Origin of the sequence: Streptomyces sp. CB02959 (assembly GCF_002803155.1) — a bacterium.
Classification (GTDB): Bacteria; Actinomycetota; Actinomycetes; order Streptomycetales; family Streptomycetaceae; genus Streptomyces.
This window is the reverse complement of sequence record NZ_NNBP01000010.1, coordinates 171,890-188,289: the sequence shown is the minus strand read 5'-3', so window position 1 is coordinate 188,289 and position 16,400 is coordinate 171,890. Positions and strand designations below refer to the sequence as shown.

13 protein-coding genes are annotated in these 16,400 nt (G+C 73.0%); 6 read left to right on the top strand and 7 right to left on the bottom strand.

Features of this window, described 5'->3' with window-relative positions; translation table 11 throughout:
• The first annotated feature begins 636 nt into the window (after positions 1-636).
• A complete protein-coding gene (locus CG747_RS18520; protein ID WP_100602928.1) occupies positions 637-1,272 on the top strand; it encodes a transcriptional regulator in 636 nt (211 codons plus the stop codon).
• Positions 1,273-1,324: 52 nt separating this feature from the next.
• Here CG747_RS18520 and CG747_RS18515 read toward each other — a convergent pair whose 3' ends face one another.
• Positions 1,325-2,803, bottom strand: coding sequence for a nucleobase:cation symporter-2 family protein (locus CG747_RS18515; RefSeq protein WP_100602860.1), 1,479 nt, complete (start codon positions 2,801-2,803; stop codon positions 1,325-1,327).
• A gap of 240 nt (positions 2,804-3,043) precedes the next feature.
• On the opposite strand from CG747_RS18515, the gene CG747_RS18510 reads away from it, so the two are divergent.
• Genes CG747_RS18510 through CG747_RS18500 form a run of 3 tightly spaced genes read left to right on the top strand, consistent with a single transcriptional unit; the run spans position 3,044 to position 7,233 of the window.
• On the top strand, positions 3,044-5,389 hold the full coding sequence (locus CG747_RS18510) for an FHA domain-containing protein (RefSeq protein WP_100602859.1): 2,346 nt from the start codon (positions 3,044-3,046) through the stop codon (positions 5,387-5,389).
• Between the two features lie 60 nt (positions 5,390-5,449).
• Positions 5,450-6,121, top strand: a complete 672-nt coding sequence (locus CG747_RS18505; RefSeq protein WP_100602858.1) for a hypothetical protein — start codon at positions 5,450-5,452, stop codon at positions 6,119-6,121.
• Positions 6,118-7,233 carry a serine/threonine-protein kinase gene (locus CG747_RS18500; protein ID WP_374701784.1) on the top strand — a complete coding sequence of 372 codons (1,116 nt, stop codon included), beginning with the start codon at positions 6,118-6,120 and terminating at the stop codon, positions 7,231-7,233. The genes CG747_RS18505 and CG747_RS18500 overlap by 4 nt, the downstream gene beginning before the upstream one ends.
• A 69-nt stretch (positions 7,234-7,302) precedes the next feature.
• On the opposite strand, the gene CG747_RS18495 is transcribed toward CG747_RS18500, so the two are convergent.
• A complete protein-coding gene (locus CG747_RS18495) occupies positions 7,303-8,628 on the bottom strand; it encodes a streptophobe family protein (RefSeq protein ID WP_100602857.1) in 1,326 nt (441 codons plus the stop codon).
• 184 nt (positions 8,629-8,812) lie between these two features.
• On the opposite strand from CG747_RS18495, the gene CG747_RS48080 reads away from it, so the two are divergent.
• Positions 8,813-10,081, top strand: coding sequence for a DUF6777 domain-containing protein (locus CG747_RS48080; protein ID WP_180985595.1), 1,269 nt, complete (start codon positions 8,813-8,815; stop codon positions 10,079-10,081).
• Positions 10,082-10,275: 194 nt separating this feature from the next.
• Positions 10,276-11,448 carry an Ig-like domain-containing protein gene (locus CG747_RS18480; protein WP_257980511.1) on the top strand — a complete coding sequence of 391 codons (1,173 nt, stop codon included), beginning with the start codon at positions 10,276-10,278 and terminating at the stop codon, positions 11,446-11,448.
• Here the strand turns inward: CG747_RS18480 and CG747_RS18475 are convergent.
• The 5 genes from CG747_RS18475 to CG747_RS18455 all read right to left on the bottom strand — a co-directional run bounded on the left by CG747_RS18475 (position 11,441) and on the right by CG747_RS18455 (position 16,337).
• Positions 11,441-11,908, bottom strand: a complete 468-nt coding sequence (locus CG747_RS18475) for a hypothetical protein (protein WP_100602853.1) — start codon at positions 11,906-11,908, stop codon at positions 11,441-11,443. The two genes, CG747_RS18480 and CG747_RS18475, sit on opposite strands and share 8 nt — an antisense overlap.
• A 45-nt stretch (positions 11,909-11,953) precedes the next feature.
• Complete coding sequence (locus tag CG747_RS18470) at positions 11,954-12,355, bottom strand: cupredoxin domain-containing protein (RefSeq protein ID WP_257980510.1); 402 nt, start codon at positions 12,353-12,355, stop codon at positions 11,954-11,956.
• A 14-nt stretch (positions 12,356-12,369) separates the two neighbouring features.
• Positions 12,370-12,954, bottom strand: coding sequence for a hypothetical protein (locus CG747_RS18465; protein ID WP_100602851.1), 585 nt, complete (start codon positions 12,952-12,954; stop codon positions 12,370-12,372).
• Between the two features lie 149 nt (positions 12,955-13,103).
• A complete protein-coding gene (locus CG747_RS18460; protein ID WP_100602850.1) occupies positions 13,104-14,162 on the bottom strand; it encodes an aldo/keto reductase in 1,059 nt (352 codons plus the stop codon).
• Between the two features lie 117 nt (positions 14,163-14,279).
• On the bottom strand, positions 14,280-16,337 hold the full coding sequence (locus tag CG747_RS18455; protein WP_100602849.1) for a phosphocholine-specific phospholipase C: 2,058 nt from the start codon (positions 16,335-16,337) through the stop codon (positions 14,280-14,282).
• Positions 16,338-16,400 lie beyond the last annotated feature (63 nt).

The window sequence follows — 16,400 nt, the reverse complement described above, 5'->3', positions numbered from 1 at the left end:
GCGGTCGGGTGGTGAGCGCCGCGGACGCGGGTGATTGTCAGATGCATGACAGCGTGGCGTGCGGCGGGCGCGCCGGAGTGCGTCTTCTCTCGGCGGAGCGGACGGCGGCACGGTGGCGCGCGGCCTCGGCGGGCGCGGCCGGCACGGCGGGCTGCAGGCACCGGACCGCACGGGGGCGGTCGAGTGTGTATCGCATATGAGGGGTCCCATCCTGATCGGATTGTGGGGGGGAGGACCGGATGCCAGGTGTACACCGACCGGCTCTGCTCGGGCAAGGCCCATCGGCACCCGCCAGCCTCGGCGATCACTGTGACACCGCACCTTCATCCACGTAACACCTTCATTACGTCGCGCCGTCGCGGCGATCTCCTCACCCGCTACCGCCCGGTAGGTACCGGTGCATCGGCTATACCCGGTACGGGAGTTCTGACCTGGAGGTTCGTACCTCTGGCCGATCTGTTAATCTTCCCGCCCCTGGATGTTCCTCCATGTCCGCCCCCTTCCCTCCCCCCAGCACCCCCTGCTCGCCGGGTGCAGCGAGGTGTCGCGTACGTGAACAGCGTTCCGTTCTCTCCCGCTCAGGCCCGATCCGCGCGGGCCCGGGTGGGCCTGACCACCGGTCAGGTCGCCCAGTCCATGTCGGCGTGCGGCGCACCGGTGCGTCCCGAGGTGATCGAGGCGTGGGAGTTCGGCTCCCTGGTGCCCACCGAGCCGCAGCTGTTCGCCCTGGCCGATGTGCTGTGGTGCCCGCCCACGGTGCTGATGGGCGTGGAGCCGCGGTCGCTGGCCGAGCACCGGCTGGCCCGGCAGTTGAGCGCGGAGCGGCTGGCGCAGTTGGTCGGGATGGCCCCGGAGGCGTACCGGGCGGCGGAGGCGGCCAACCAGTGGCACGGTGACTACCGGCAGACCAAGGCCCTGGTGGAGGCGCTGGGGCTGTCGCTGCGCAAGCTGATCGGGGTGATGGGGCGGGTCGAGGAGTTGGCCGGGCACCTGCGGGCGGCGATCGAGGGCCGCTGGAAGTCGCACGTCGGGCCGATCACCGAGATCACCAGCCTGAACCGGACCCGGGTGGGCGATGCGCTGCGCACCATGCACGGGGAGTTCGCGGAGTTCTCCGAGCGGTACATGGGGCATGTGGTGGCGCGGAACGCCGACGCCCGGCTGAAGGAGATCGCGGCCGAACGGTCGGCGTACCTGCGGCAGTTGGTCGACCACTTCTGGGAGCTGATCGGCGAGGCGGGCGAGGCGCCGCCGTTCAACTCCGTGCACTGAGGCGGCCGGCGGCCGGGGCGGGCCAGGTGGTCCCGCCCCGTCGGGCCGGGCGTCAGTACGCGCCCTGGGGGTGCGGCGGCGGACCGGCGGGCGCGGGGCCGGCCGGTCCCGCCTCGCCCGCGACCGGGCCCTCGTCCTCGTCCTCGGTGAACTCGTCCCAGTCGATCTCCAGCGACTTGCGGCGGGTGAGGACGTTGAAGACGAGGTTCAGCACGATCGCGGTCAGGCCGCCCAGGGTGATGCCGGAGTCGAGCACCGCCCGGACGTCCTGCGGCATCCGCTCGAAGAACGGCGCGACCGCGGTGGGCAGGAACGAGACGCCCAGACTGACCGCCAGGATCAGGGCGTTGCGCTCCTCGCGCAGGTCCACCTTGCCGAGGATCTGGATGCCGACCGCGGCGACCATGCCGAACATCGAGAGCGCCGCGCCGCCGAGCACCGGGTGGGGGATGGCCGCGACCACCGAACCGGCCTTGGGCACCAGTCCCAGCACGATCATGAAACCGCCGGCCGCGACCACCACGAACCGGCTCATCACCCGTGACATCCGCACCAGGCCGATGTTCTCGGCGAAGGCCACGTAGGGGAAGGAGTTGAAGATGCCGCCGAGGATGGTGGCCACGCCGTCGGCGCGCAGCGCCCGGGCGACGGTGTCGTTGCCGACCGGCTTGCCGGTGATCTCGCCGATCGCGTAGACGTCCCCGGTGGTCTCCACCATCGTGATCAGCATGACGACGACCATCGCGATGATCGGGAACGCCTCGAACTTGGGCATTCCGTAGTGGAACGGAGTGCTGACGCCGAACCAGCCGGTGTGGCCCACTCCGCTGAAGTCGACGTCACCGAGCAGCCAGGCGACGCCCGTTCCGCCGACCAGTCCGAGCAGCACCGCGACGCTGCTCAGCAGCGGCTTTCCGATCCGCACGATCGCCAGAATGAACAACAGGGTGCCGAGCGCGTACCCGAGGTTCTTCAGATCGCCGAATTCCGGCTTGCCCGCCAACTGGGCTCCGCCGGCCGCGTCCTGAAGGGCCTGCGGGATGAGCGTGAGGCCGATAATGGTGAGAATCGTGCCGATGACGACCGGTGGGAAATACTTCACCAATTTGCTGAAGAACGGGGCGAAAAGGAAGGTGGCGATACCCGCGGTGATCACCGCGCCGTAGACCACCAGCAGTCCGGCGGTGCCGCCGCCCGCACCCAGTCCGATGGCGATCATCGGGGATACCGCGGTGAAGGTCGCGCCCTGCACGAGGGGCAGTCGGGCGCCTATCTTCCATATGCCGAACGCCTGGATGATGGTGGCGATTCCGCAGGTCAGCAGGTCGGCGTTGATGAGGTAGACGAGTTCTTCGCGGGACAGCCCGAGGGCGTTGCCGAGGATGATCGGGACGATGACCGCGGCCGCGTAGAAGGCGAGGACGTGCTGGAAACCGTAGAGGGCGAGTTTGCCGAACGGCAGCACCTCGTCGACGGGATGGGCCCGCTGCCGGGGAAACTGCCGAGAGGGTTGTCGCGCGAGTCGTGCCATCTCTGCCTTGCCTTCACGAGGTAGGTGAATAAGAAGGAACCCGGGCCCTATGGTGCGTTGCCCTGCGGGGTGCGGTGCATCCCGGTTCGCCGGGGCATCCTTCGATCGACGGACCGAGGTCCGGTATTTCCATGGAATGCGCAGGTGCGGGCTCGTCGGGGCGCTCACCTTAGTTGACCTTTACCGTTCCGCGCGAGTAACCGCGGGCGGGGGCGGGGAATGCGCCGTAAAATCTGAAATATGGCTGAGCGGCCTGATGCGTCCACCGCTCCCGAACTCCTCGTCGAGTCCGGCGGTGTCACGCAGGTGATGAGCCCGGGGCACTCGTACCACGTGGGGCGGGACCCGGACAGCGAACTCGTCATCCGCGACGACCGGGTGTCCTGGCACCACGCGGTGCTCTGGGCCACCGAGGACCACTGGCTGGTGCAGGACGAGGGCAGTACGAACGGAACGTACACGGACGGGCGTCGGGTGTCGCGGTCCGACATCGGGCCGGGCAGCGTGATCCGCTTCGGCAATCCGGCCGACGGCCCGTGCGCGGTGCTCACCGGTGTCTCCCGCCGCACGGCCGACGGCCGGCCGTCGTCGGTGTCGCACCCGGCGGCCACCCACACCTTCCGGCGGCCCAGTACGGTCCGGCCGCTGCCGCCGGCGCGCACCACCCGGATCGGCCGGGCCCCCGACAACGACCTGGTCGTGGACGACCTCGCGGTCTCCCGCCGGCACGCCGAGCTCCGGGCCGGCCCGGACGGCTACGTCCTCGCCGACCTGGGCAGCCACAACGGCACCTACCTCAACGGCGCACCGGTCCAACTCGCCCCGGTGCGCCCCGGCGACATCATCGGCATCGGCCACTCCGCGTTCGTCCTCGTCGGCGACCAGCTCCAGGAGTACGTCGACACCGGCGAGGTGTCGCTGGACGTGCAGGCGCTGACCGTCCGGGTCGGCAAGGGCACCGAGCGCCGGGCACTGCTGGGCGGGGTGTCGTTCCCGGTGGGTGAGAAGTCGCTGCTCGCCGTGATCGGCCCCAGCGGGGCCGGCAAGTCGACGCTGCTGAACGCGCTGACCGGACAGCGGCCCGCCGACGAGGGCACCGTGCTCTACGACGGCCGGGACCTCTACCGGGACTACGCCGAGCTGCGCCAGCGCATCGGGCTGGTGCCGCAGGACGACATCCTGCACACCCAGCTGACCGTCCGCCGGGCCCTGGGCTACGCGGCCGAGCTGCGGTTCCCCGAGGACACCTCGCCGGCCGAGCGGGCGGCCCGGGTCGAGGAGGTGATCCGCGAACTCGGCTTGGTCGAACGGGCCGGACTGCCGATCCACAAGCTCTCGGGCGGCCAGCGCAAACGCGTCAGTGTGGCGCTGGAGCTGCTGACCAAACCGTCGCTGCTCTTCCTCGACGAACCGACCTCGGGTCTCGACCCGGGGATGGACCGCTCGGTGATGCACATGCTGCGCGGTCTGGCGGACGACGGCCGGACCGTCATCGTGGTCACCCACAGCGTGCTGAGCCTGGACGTCTGCGACCGGCTGCTGGTGCTGGCCCCGGGCGGCACCATCGCGTACTACGGGCCGCCGGAGGAGGCGCTGTCGTACTTCGGGTTCACGCAGTGGCCGGAGGCGTTCGAGGCGTTCGAGAACGACCGCGGGCGGGACTGGGCCGGGGAGTTCCGGGCCTCGGCGCCGTACCGGCGGTACATCGCCGGGGAGACCCGGCAGCCGCCCGTCCCGTCGGCGCCCCGGCAGCCGGTGGCCGCGCCCAGGACCCAGCGCTGGGGCGCCCAGCTGTGGACGCTGGTGCGGCGGTACGCGGCAGCGCTGTCGTCGGACCGGACGTTCCTGGTCATCATGGTGGCGCTGCCGTTCGTGATGGGCGCGATGGCGCACGCCATCAGCGGCGGGAAGCTGGCCGCCGACGGGGCGGCGACGGTGCTGCTGATCCTCTGCGTGGGGGCGGTGCTGACCGGTGCCGCCAACGCGGTCCGCGAGCTGGTCAAGGAGCGGGTGATCTACCAGCGGGAGCGGGCGGTGGGCCTGTCCCGGTCGGCGTATCTGATGTCGAAGGTGCTGGTGCTGGGGACCGTCACGGTCGTCCAGGCGGTGGTGCTGACGCTGGTGGCGCTGTTCGGGGTGCAGCTCAACGCCCCGGGCGGCAAAGGGGTGCTGATGCCGCCGCTGATCGAAATCACGCTGGCGGTGGCCCTGTTGGCGTTCACCGCGATGCTGCTGGGGCTGCTGGTGTCGGCGGTGGTGCGCAAGGAGGAGGTCACCATGCCCCTCCTGGTGCTCCTGGCGATCGTGCAGGTGGTGTTCTGCGGCGCCCTGCACCAGTTGCCCGGCACGGCGGTGCTGGAGCAGGTGGCGTGGCTGGTGCCGTCCCGGTGGGCGCTGGCGGCCATGGCGGGCACCATCGACCTGCCCCGGCTCCAGCCGGGACCGCTCACCGCCGACCCGCTGTTCCGGCACGCGGTGGGGCCGTGGCTGCTGGACATGGGCATGTTGGTGGTGCTCTCGGTGGTGTTCGGCTTCCTCGTCTACCGGCTGCTGCGGCGCCACGAGCCGGAGATCATGCGCCAGTAGCCGGGACCGTTGGTGCGTACGGCGTCGCGGCCGTACGCGAGGAGTGCCGAGGAGCCGCCCGTGACCGTGCCGGAGTTCCGTCCCAGTCATGTCGTCCCGCCGGACGGGATGGCGACCTGGGCGGCCCCGGACGCCGCCCGTCCGCTGGTGCCGCTCGATCCGCTGCTGCCCGTCCGGGTCGTCGAACGGCGCGGTGACTGGGCGCTGGCGCTGTGCTCCAACGGCTGGTCGGCGTGGGTGGACGGGCGGCTGCTGCTGACGGTGCCGCACGGGCCGCCGGCCGCCGGGCAGCCCGCCGCCCGGACCGCGGACCCCCGGCCGCTGCTGGCCGCCGCCGAGGGCGCGCTGGGCCGCTACCGGCAGCTGGTCGAGGAGTTGCTGGCCGGGCAGTTGGACCGGGAGGCGTTCGCGGAACGGTCGCGGGGGGTGCGGGTCGGGGCGGTGGTGGACGGTGACGCGGTGTGGCTGTACGAGGCGCGGCACGAGCGGTGGTGCTTCTGCGACGGGGCGTCGCTGGTGACCTTCGCCGTGTCGGACGGGCCCGCGAAGGAGGCGCCCGCGGCGGACGACCCCGCATCGGAAGGGCCCGCGGCGGAGCCGGAGGCCGGTGCGGTGGGGGCGGCGGACGGCGGGGCCGACGGGGGTGCGGGATCCGGGGGCGGGCTGCCCGGCGCGGCGGAGTTCCCGCCGCCGTTCCCGCCGTCGGTGGGCGGGCCGGGTGACCGGCCGTGAACGAGTGGCCGGCGGGTGACGAGCGGGCCGGCCCGGAGCCGGGGCAGGGGGCGGGTCAGGAGCCGGAGCCCGAGCCGGCCGGGCGGTCCCGGGAGCGGTCGACCGTGCCGGACTCGTCCGGGCTGCGCGGCCGCCGGATCGCCGACTACCTGCTCGGGGACGAGATCGGGCGGGGTGGCATGGCGGTGGTCTACAAGGCCGAGGACCTGCGGCTGGGCCGGACCGTGGCGCTCAAGCTGCTGGCCCCCGAACTGGCCCGGAACGACACCTTCCGGCAGCGCTTCGCGCACGAGTCGCGGGTGGCCGCGGCGATCGACCACCCGCATATCGTGCCGGTCTTCGAGGCCGGCGAGACCGACGGCCTCCTCTACATCGCGATGCGCTACGTCCAGGGCCGCGACCTGCGGGCCCTGCTGGACCACGAGGGGCGGCTGCCGCTCGCGGCCACCTGCCGGATCGCCGTCCAGGTGGCGTCCGCGCTGGACGCCGCGCACGCCCACGACCTGGTGCACCGCGACGTCAAACCCGGCAACGTGCTGATCGCCGAGGGCACCGACAGCGACCGTCCGGAGCACGTCTACCTGACCGACTTCGGGCTGACCAAGAAGTCGCTGTCGCTGACCGGCTTCACCAGCGTCGGCCAGTTCGTCGGGACGCTGGACTACGTGGCGCCCGAGCAGATCTCCGGCCGTCCGGTCGACGGCCGGTGCGACGTCTACGGGCTGGCCTGCGTCGCCTACGAGATGCTGACCGGGGCCCCGCCGTTCCGCCGCGACGACGACATGGCGCTGCTCTGGGCCCACCAGTACGATCCGCCGCCGGCCCCGAGCGGGCAGCGGCCCGACCTCCCGCCGGCCGTGGACGCGGTGTTCGCCCGCGCCCTGGCCAAGGCCCCGGAGGAGCGGTACGAGAGCTGCCGGGGGTTCGTGGCGGCGCTGCGGGCGGCCGGGCGGGGCACGACGGCGGACGCCCCGGCCGCGGGGCGGGCGCCGACCCGGGTCGACGCCCGCGCCGGCGGGCCGGAGCGGAGCGCCCGGCACAGTGCCGCGCCCCCGCCGCCCCCGCGCTGGGCCGTCCCGGTGTTCCCGGGGCCCGGCACCCCGGGGTCGTAGGGCGTCGGCGGCCACGGCACCCCGTACCGCGCGGTCCGGTCTTCGCGACGGCGGTCCGGTCCGCGGACGTCAGTGGTCCGGTGGTGGGGCCCGGTGGGCGTCCCGGACCTCGCCGGGGTGCCGGACCCGGCGCGCCGCGAGGCCCCCGGCGAACCCGGTGACCAGGCCCCAGGCGGCGCCCACCCCCATCAGCCGCCACAGCTGCGGCTCCAGGGTGACCGCGCCCCCCAGGTCGCCGCCGAGGTCGCCGACGCCGATCAGGGAGAGCCCGTAGTGGGCGTCGATCCGGGTGACCAGGCCGACGACGAGGAGGGTGAGGGCCAGCGCCACCGCCATCTCCAGGGCGTGCCGCCAGGCGGGTGTCCGGGCCGGGGCGCGGACCGCCGCGGTGAACGCGGCGCCGAGCAGCACCACCGCGGCCACCGCCACCAGCAGCCAGACCCGCCCGTCGTGGGCGCCGAGCGAGCCCAGGTCGACGGTGCGCTGCCCGCGGTGCCGCAGCACCTGCTCCAGGGCGTGCGGCAACGGCAGGCCGAGCGCCTTGTCGACGTGCCCGGTCCAGGCGCCGCCGGTACCGATGCCCAGCGCCAGCCAGGCCATGTTCGGCAGTCCGAGCAGGAGCACCGCGAGGGTGCGGGCCGGGTCGCCGCGGGCGATCAGCTCGACGACGCCGACGACCAGCCCGATCGCCACGTAGGCCAGCAGCGTCAGCAGCATCGCGTGGGCCGGCGGACGGACCGAGTCCTGGAAGCGGAGCAGCCGGGGGGAGAGCGGGGCCCTGCGGGAGACGAGGAAGGCCAGCACCAGCACGGCGAGCACCCACAGCAGCCCGTAGCCGAGGGTGGCCGGGAGGTCGGCGCGGAAGCCGACGGTGGGGGTGCTGCCCAGGAGGGCGCCGAGTTGGTCGACGAGGGAGTTGCCGACGGTGATGGTGAAGCTGTGGCGGGCGGCGAGCGCGATCAGCCACAGCAGGACCAGCCAGCACACCGCCGTCCGGGCGATCCGGCCGAGGAGTTCGCCGGCCGGGGCGACCGCGCGGTGGCGCAGCGGCCGCAGGAAGACGACGGCGGTCACCAGGGAGCCGGCGAGGGTCACCGACAGCGGGACGGCGTCGACGGCGGCCCGTGCCTCGGCGATGATCCCGGCGTCGCCGGTCGCGCTGATCGAGCCGCCGGCCGCGGCGACGACGGCGGCCGCGACCACCGCGGGGAAGGCGCCGCCGGGCAGTCCGCCGGCGCCCGCCGCCCAGAGGCCGAGCGCGGCCGTCACCAGCATGGTGGCCAGGCCCGCCAGGGCGGTGCCGAGCGCCTCCAGCCAGCCGCGGAGGGCGGGCGGAAGACCGTGGGACGCCGGGACTTCGGGGCCGGCCGCTGTCGGGCCGCGCGTCTGGCTCACGCTTCTCTCCTGCGGGGCGCGGGGGACGAACTGCCGTCCAGGCCACGGTACGCACGGCTGTGCCAACCCCGCTTGCGGAGGACGCCGAACCTGGGCACACAATGGCCCATATATGGCCAAATCTCAGCAAATCTGGCGTCATACGCATGGCCGGATGGCCCAACAGCGCCGGGAAGAGGGACCCGTGACATCTGCACCGCCACCGGACAGCCGACCGGAAAGCCAGCCGACCGGTCCCCCATCGGGTCCGCTGTCCGGCTCCCCCTCCGAGCCCTCCGCGCCATCCCACGAACCGACCCGCCCCTGGCAGAAACCGAGGGAGCCCACCGCACCGGGCGCCGGCCCGCCCTCGGACGGCGGGGACGGCGGCGGGGGCGGGGGCGGAGGCGGCGGGGGCGGCGCGAGCGGCGGCGGGCCGCGGCCCTGGTGGCGGTCGGCACCGCGGATCGCCCTCGCCGCGGCCGCGGTGGTCGTGGCCGTGGTGCTGACGGTGGTGCTCACCCGTCCGGGGGGCGGCGGCGCCGGCGAACTGCACCTGGAATCGGTCGGCTCGTCGGGCCCGGCCCCGTACACCTCCTCGACGGTCAACGGGGGCGGCACCGCGTCCCCGACGGCCACGCCGTCCGTACCGCCGCGCGGCGACCACCAGCGCACCAGCGTGTCCGGGGCGGCGCCCGGCCTGTACGGCGGCAGCCGCGACAAGGCCAGCTGCGACGTCGAGAAGCAGATCCGCTACCTGCAGGCCAGCCCGGACAAGCAACGGGCGTTCGCCGGCGTGCTGGGGAAGCGCCCCGAGGAGCTGCCGGCGTACCTGCGGTCCATGACCTCCGTGCAGTTGCTGGTCGACACCTGGGTCACCAACCACGGCTACCAGGACGGCAAGGCGACCAGCTACCAGGCGGTGCTCCAGGCGGGCACGGCGGTGCTGGTGGACGCGCACGGGGTGCCGAGGGTGCGCTGCGCCTGCGGGAACCCGCTGACGCCGCCGCAGACCACCGGCGGACAGGGCCTGAAGACGCAGGGCAAGCGCTGGCCGGGGTTCCGGGACGCGAACGTGGTGACGGTCCGGCCGGCACCCGAGCCGGTGCGGTCGTTCGTCCTCAAGGACCCCGACACCGGGCAGTACTTCACCCGGCCGAAGGGCGCCGACGGCAGTACGGACCAGCCGGCGGCACCGCCGTCCGCGTCGCCGTTCTCGCCGTCGCCGTCGTCCCCGGAATCCCCCGGCACACCGGGGGGCGGCTCGTCGCCGGAGTCCCCGCAGTCCCCGGGCGGCGGTACGACACCGGAGTCCCCGTCGGGTCCCGGCTCGACGCCGGGCGGGCCCTCGGCCCCCGGTCAGCCCGGCACCCCAGGGCCCACGACGCCGGAGCAGCCCGGTGGCCCCGGGTCGCCCGGCGGGCCCGGCGGGACCCCCGGAACGCCGGCCCAGCCGGGCGGCACCGCCAGTTGACGCGACGAGTGTCCCGGGCGGGGCGCGTCGGCACCCCGCCCGGGACACTCGCTGCACTCCCCCGGCTTCGATATCGAACTGTGTCCTAATAAACGGATGCACCACACAACCTCTGAAGCGGACAAAACGTCTCTGTGTGCGGCGGATGCCTTCGACTCCGCCGCCGTCCGTTGTTCAGCTTTGGAGGGACCCTCGTGCACGCCGGAACACGTCGCCACACCACCCGGTTGATACCCGCCGCGCTCGCGGCGGGGCTGCTGATGACCGCGTGCGGGACCGGCGCCGGCTCGACCAAGGCGGCGGATGCGGCGGCCAAGGTGACCGTCACCCCGGCCGCCGGCACCGCCGCGAAGCTCGGCTCGCCGATATCCGTCAAGGCCGACGGGGGGAAGCTGACCACCGTCGACGTCAAGGACGACAAGGGCGCCAAGGTGCCCGGGAAACTGGCCGCTGACGGTGCGTCATGGACGTCCGAGGGCAAGGTCCGACCGAAGACCACCTACACCGTGGCCACCAAGGCGAAGTCGACCGGCGGCAAGGAGTCCTCCGCCACCACGACCTTCACCACCGAGCAGGCCGACAAGGTCAACAAGCTCACCAACATGCCGGGCAACGGGCAGACGGTCGGCACCGGCATGCCGATCTCGATCCTCTTCGACCACCCGATAGCCAACGGCAACCGCGCCGAGGTCGAGAAGGCGCTGAAGGTCACCACCCAGCCGCACGTCGAGGGCGCCTGGGGCTGGGTGAAGGACTGGTCCGGCAAGGACCGGATCGACTGGCGGCCCAAGGACTACTGGCCGTCCGGCACCAAGGTGTCCGTGCGCGGCGGGCTGGGCGGCGTCAACTCCGGCGACAGCGGCTGGTTCGCCCGCGACTACGACTTCGACTTCACGATAGGCGCCGACCACAAGGCCGTCATCGACGTGCCCTCGCACACCCTGACCATGTACGCCGACGGCAAGGCGGTGGGCACCATCAAGGGCTCCGCGGGCTCCCCGCAGGACCCGACCCGCGGCGGCGTGCACACCGTCCGCAGCAAGAACGCCGCCGAGACCATGGACTCCGCCACCATCGGCCACGGCAACGAGTGGATGCTGGACTCCAAGTGGGTCACCCACCTCACCGCGTCCGGGACGTTCCTGCACTCCGCCCCGTGGAACCAGTCCATCGGCGTGGTCAACAACAGCCACGGCTGCTTCGGCATGACCACCTCGGACGCCAAGCGCGCCTACGACTTCCTGCCGGTCGGCTCCACGGTCGAGGTGAAGGGCACCAGCAGCACCAAGAAGACCGACGTCGGCAACGGCCTGGAGGTCTGGCAGGAGAACTGGCAGCAGTGGCAGCAGCGGAGCGCGCTCAAGTAACCGGGAGCGCCCCCGCGTAGCCGGGAGCCGGGCGCCGACGCCCGGTCAGCAGCAGGAAGCCGGTGGCGAGCACGGTGACGATCTGGGACGCGGCGACGAGCTTCTTGTCGCCGGTCCAGACCGGGTAGTACATGTCCGGGACCGGCCCCAGCTGCCCGATCCCCACGGCGGTGTAGAGCACCAGCACCGCCAGTCCGCCCGCCGCCACCAGCAAGGCGAAGGCGTCGCCGCGCGGGTGGCGCCACACCAGGACGAGCAGCGCGGCGAGCGCCGCGAGCCCGGACTCGACGCGGAACAGCACGCCCTGGCTGATGCCCGCGACGACCGCGTCGTACGGCCCGGCGAGCCGGGCGTGGACCGCGGCGTCGGCCGCCGGACCGGCCGCGGCCAGCAGCCGTGCCAGGCCCCGCACGGCCCGGCCGGACCGGCCGCCGCGGGGCGCGGAGGAAGCTGGGGACACGGCGCCTCCCGGGCGTCCGGTGGTGGGTCGGGCGGGGCCGGCGGGTCAGCGGACGGTGAGCGTGCCCTTCATGTTCGGGTGGAACGTGCAGATGTAGGGGTAGTCGCCGGCCTTGGCGGGCGCGGTGAAGGTGGCGCTGCGGCCCGGTGCGACGGCGCCGGTGTCGAAGGTCTTGACGCCGGTGGAGGTCACCGTGTGGGCCACGTCGTCCTCGTTGACGACGGTGATCTTGGCGCCGGGACGTACGGTCAGCGCGGCGGGCCGGAAGGCGAAGCCCTTGATGGTGATCCGCGGGGCGGCAGTCCCGGTGGAGGTGGCGGGCGGCGAGGCGGAGGGGGTGCCTCCGCCTCCGGAGTGCCCGCAGCCGGTGAGGGCCGCGGCCAGGCAGAGGACCACGGCGGCCAGGGAGCGGCGCGTCGGGGCGGGGCGCATCGGGGCGGGGCTCATCGGGCGGCGCACGGTCAGTGTCCGCTCGGGCTGGCGCTGGGGCTCTTGCCGGGACTGCCGCTGGGCACCGGCTTCGTGATCCGGTTGCCCGCGGGGTCCAGGACGTACCACCTCGCGCCGTGGTCGTCCGAGCCCTGGCCGTAGACGTCGCCGGGCCGCTTGTCCTGGTCGAAGTAGTAGAGCGGGTGCCCGTGGTAGGTGACCCCCCGGCTGCCGTCCCGGCGGGCGCTGGTGCCCAGCAGTTCCGCCTTGACGCCGCTGCCGGCCGTGGGGGCGCCGCGCACCACCAGCGGCGGCCAGTCCTTGGCGCAGTCGCCGTAGCACGTCGACTCGCGGCCCTGGTCCGCCTCGAACAGGTACAGGGTGCGGCCCCGTCCGTCGACCAGGATCGTGCCGAGCGGACCGGAGCGGGCGTGCACCGCGACCGGCCCCGCCGACAAGGTCGCCGTCGGCGGGACGCTGGTGGCCGGGCCGGTCCCGGCCGGGGTCCGGGAGCGCGGCGGGGCGGTCCCGCCACCCCCGTTCGAGCATCCGCCGGCCGCCGTCGCGGCCAGGGCGACGGCGGCCGCGGTGACGGCCGTCGTGGCGGTGTTCCTCATCGCACGTCTCCTTCGGCACCCGTGGCGGACCGGCGGACCGCCGGTCCACCCCACTAGATCGCAGCCGCCGGCGCCCGGCCATCCGGGGCGCGGCATTCGACGTACGGGGACGCAGGAGACGCGGGGAGACGCAGAGGGGCGCGGGGCGGTCAGCGCACCTCGTGGGCGGTGCGCCGGTAGGTGGAGCGGCGGTCCTCGATGGCGGACCAGCGGTCGCCGTAGACGGTCTCGGTGATGCCCGGTTCGCGGAGGAAGGCGTGCGGGAAGCCGAGCGGGACCTCGCTGGCGGCGTCCAGCCGCGCCACGGCGTCCGCGTCCAGGGCCACGTCGACGCTGGCGAGGTTGTCGGCCAGTTGGCTCTCCTTGGTGGCGCCGATGATCGGGACGATGTTGCCGGGGCGCTGCCGCAGCCAGGCCAGGGCCACCTGGGCCGGGGTCCAGCCGCCCTTCTCGGCGATCTCCAGGACGGCGGTGACGGTCTCGTCCTCGTTGTGGTCCCAGTGGCTGGTCCGGTCGGTGGTGTCCAGTCGGCCGGACTCGCCGCGCCGGTACTTGCCGGTGAGTTTGCCGGCCGCGAGCGGGGCCCAGGCCAGCACGGCCAGGTCGAAGGCGCGGGCCTGCGGCAGCAGCTCGCGTTCCACGGTCCGCTCCAGCAGGTTGTAGCGCAGCTGCGAACCGGCGAAAGCGGTCCAGCCGCGCAGTTCGGCGAGGGTGTTGGCCTGGGCGATCTCCCAGGCGGGCCAGTCCGACACGCCGAGGTAGAGCACCTTCCCGGCGCGCACCACGTCGTCCAGGGCGCGCATCACCTCCTCGACGGGGGTGAAGTTGTCCCGGGCGTGCACCCACAGCACGTCGAGCCGGTCGGTGTTCAGCCGGCGGAGGCTGGCCTCGACGGACTGCACGAGGTTCTTGCGGTGGTTGCCGCCGGCGTTGACGTCGCCCTCGGCGGTGGCGCAGGTGTACTTGCTGGCCAGGACGAACCGGTCCCGGCGGCCGGCGAGCAGTTCGCCGAGCATGGTCTCGGAGCTGCCGCCGGTGTAGTTGTTGGCGGTGTCGAGGAAGTTGCCGCCGGCGTCGGCGTAGGCGTCGAGGATGCGGGCGCTGGTGTCCTTGGCGGTGCCCCAGCCCCAGTCCTCGCCGAAGGTCATGGTGCCCAGGGCCAGTTCGCTCACCCGCAGGCCGGTCCTGCCGAACAGTGTGTACCGCATCGGTTCCCCTTCGGTCGGTGGTGGGTCACACGCTAGGAGCTGGAGCGCGCTCCAAGGCAAGGCGACATTCCCGCCGACGGGTGGCCGGGAGGCGGGGCGCCTCCCGGCCGGGCCGGGTCAGCCGGTGCGCAGTGCCGGGTCGCTGACGCCCGGCTTGCCGGTCTCGACGTGGCCGGCGAACCGGCGCAGGAAGCCGGCGTCGGAGTCGGCGGTGACCGTCAGGTCGTACCAGCGCTTGCTCGCGGTGAGGTCGACGGACCGGGTGACGGTGCCGCCCGGGTCGACCCGGACGGTCTGCTTGGCGCCGCCGTAGGCGTTGGCGATGGTCAGGTTGCAGGGGGCGGTGCCCGGGTTGGTGAGGGACAGCTCGACGTGGCCGGAGGCGGCGTCGTGGCGGGCGGTCACCTCGGGGGTCTGCTTCTTGCCGGGGCCCTTGAAGGTGCGCAGGAAGCCGTTGGGGCCGTGCACCGTCAGGTCGTAACTGCCCTTGGAGTAGGTGGTGTTCCAGGTGTCGGTGAGGGTCTTGCCGGCCTCGGTGGTGTACGTCCAGGGGCCGTCGGTGCGGTTGGGCGCGGTGACCAGGAAGCAGGCGCCGGCCGCGTTGCCGCCGCTGAAGGTGAGGGAGAAGCGGCCGCCGGCGACGTCCGCGGTGCCGTCGGTCAGCGGGACGTAGGCCAGCGGGCGGCTGGGCCGGGAGCCGGCTTCCTGCTTGGGCAGGACGGGGTTGGCGGGCGGCGTGGGGTGGTAGCTGTCGTGCCGGTTGTGGTCCGGCGGCTGGTAGCCCTTGGTGTCCGGGAGCGCGGCCGGCTTGGTGTTCTCCAGCGAGAAGTCGAAGGCGGAGGTGAGGTCGCCGCAGATGGCGCGGCGCCAGGGCGAGATGTTGGGCTCGTGGACGCCGAAGCGGGTCTCCATGAACCGGATGACGGAGGTGTGGTCGAAGACCTCGGAGCAGACGTAGCCGCCGGTGCTCCAGGGGGAGACCACCAGCATCGGGACGCGCTGGCCGAGGCCGTAGGGGCCGGCGGCGTAGGTGAGGCTGCCGGGGAAGTGGTCCAGGGCGGTGTCCACGGTGGACCGGCCCTGGGCGTCGGAGGCCGGCGGGAACGGCGGGACGACGTGGTCGAAGTAGCCGTCGTTCTCGTCGTAGGTGATGAACAGGGCGGTCTTGCTCCACACGTCCGGGTTGGAGGTGAGCGCGTCCAGGACCTGGGAGACGTACCAGGCGCCGTAGTTGGCGGGCCAGTTGGGGTGCTCGGAGAACGCTTCGGGGGCGGCGATCCAGGAGATCTGCGGCAGTTTGCCGGCCTTGACGTCGGCCTTGAGCTGGTCGAAGTAGCCGTCGCCCTGCTTGACGTTGGTGCCGGTGCGGGCCTTGTCGTAGAGCGGGTCGCCGGGCTTGGCGTTGCGGTACTGGTTGAAGAAGAGCAGGGAGTTGTCGCCGTAGGTGCCGCGGTAGGCGTCGTCGATCCAGCCCCACTTGCCGGCGGCGTCCAGGCCGTCGCCGATGTCCTGGTAGATCTTCCAGGAGACGCCGGCCTTCTCCAGGCGCTCGGGGTAGGTGGTCCAGCCGTAGCCGGCCTCCTCGTTGCCGACGACCGGGCCGCCGCCGGTGCCGTCGTTGCCGACGTAGCCGGTCCACATGTAGTAGCGGTTGGGGTCGGTGGCACCCATCAGCGAGCAGTGGTACGAGTCGCAGATGGTGAACGCGTCGGCGAGCGCGTAGTGGAAGGGGATGTCCTTGCGGGTCAGGTACGCCATGGTGCCGGTGCCCTTGGCGGGGATCCACTGGTCGTACTTGCCGTTGTTCCACGCCTGGTGGCCGCCGTGCCAGTCGTGGTTGAGGCCCTCGATGAACTGCATGCCGAGGTTCTCGGCGTCGGGGTGGTAGGGCAGCACGTCCTTGCCGCCGTCGGCCTGGTACCAGACGGACTTGCCGTTCGGCTGGGTGACCGGGCGCGGGTCGCCGAAGCCACGGACGCCCTTCAGCGAACCGAAGTAGTGGTCGAAGGAACGGTTCTCCTGCATGAGGACGACGATGTGCTCGACGTCCTTGATGGAGCCGGCGCTGCGCCGGGCGGGGATGGCGGCGGCGCGGGCGATGCTGCCGGAGAGGGCAGTGACGCCCGCGGTGGCACCGGCTATCTGGAGGAAGCGCCGGCGGTTGATGTCAGCCATGTGTCTGGGAACCTCGCGGTGGGGGGGGATGACGGGGTGTCTGATCGGGGGCGCGGTGCGGAG